1 pseudogene is annotated in these 1,103 nt (G+C 69.2%); it reads right to left on the bottom strand.

What is annotated here, in order from left to right:
• Positions 1-1,103: pseudogene (locus G6W55_RS37740) on the bottom strand (alpha-1,4-glucan--maltose-1-phosphate maltosyltransferase); the annotation flags it as partial.

Here is a 1,103-nt window from a genome sequence, read left to right as displayed (position 1 = left end):
TCGTTGAGGCGGGTGATGAGGGGGGCGAGGGTGTCGGGGGTGTCCCAGTCGCGGGGTTTGAGCTGGTACTTCTCGGAGTCGAGGTATTCCTCGCTGCCGGGGCGCAGGGGGGTGTTCTCGGCGAGTTCGTAGCCGCTGTAGATGCCCCAGGTGGGGGAGAGGGTGGCGGCCAGCACCGCGCGCAGGGCGAAGGCGGCACGGCCGCCGTCCTGGAGGGAGGCGTGCAGGATGTCGGGGGTGTTGGTGAAGAGGTTGGGCCGCATGTAGGAGGCGCTCTCACCGCTCAATTCGCTCAGGTACTGCGTCAGTTCCTGTTTGGTGGTCCGCCAGGTGAAGTAGGTGTAGGACTGCTGGAAGCCGATCTGGGCGAGGGTGCGCATCATCGCGGGGCGGGTGAAGGCCTCGGCGAGGAAGATGACGTCGGGGTCGGTGCGGTTGATCTCGCCGATGACGCGTTCCCAGAAGAGCACGGGTTTGGTGTGGGGGTTGTCGACGCGGAAGATGCGCACGCCGTGGGACATCCAGTGCCGCAGGACGCGTACCGTCTCGGCGGTGATCCCCTCCAGGTCGGTGTCGAAGGCGACGGGGTAGATGTCCTGGTACTTCTTGGGCGGGTTCTCCGCGTAGGCGATCGAGCCGTCCGGGCGGTGGTGGAACCACTCCGGGTGCTTGTCCACCCAGGGGTGGTCGGGGGAGCACTGGAGCGCGAAGTCCAGCGCGATCTCCAGCCCGTGACGCGCCGCCTCCTGCACGAACCAGGCGAAGTCCTCCAGAGTGCCCAGCGCCGGATGGACCGCGTCGTGGCCGCCCTCCGGCGAGCCGATCGCCCAGGGCACGCCGACGTCGTCGGGCGTGGCGTCGAGGGTGTTGTTGCGGCCCTTGCGGTGGGTGGTGCCGATGGGGTGGATCGGGGGGAGGTAGACGACGTCGAAGCCCATCGCGGCGATCGCGGGCAGCCGCCGTGCCGCGGTGCGGAAGGTGCCGTGGGGGGTCTGGGGGGTGCCCTCGGAGCGGGGGAAGAACTCGTACCAGGCCCCGTACAGGGCCCGTTCACGCTCCACCAGCAACGGCATCGGCGCCGACGCCGTGACCAGCTCCCGCAG

It is taken from the genome of Streptomyces sp. CAI-85 (assembly GCF_013363615.1).
GTDB lineage: Bacteria > Actinomycetota > Actinomycetes > Streptomycetales > Streptomycetaceae > Streptomyces > Streptomyces antibioticus_B.
This window is presented reverse-complemented; position numbering and strand designations above follow the sequence as displayed.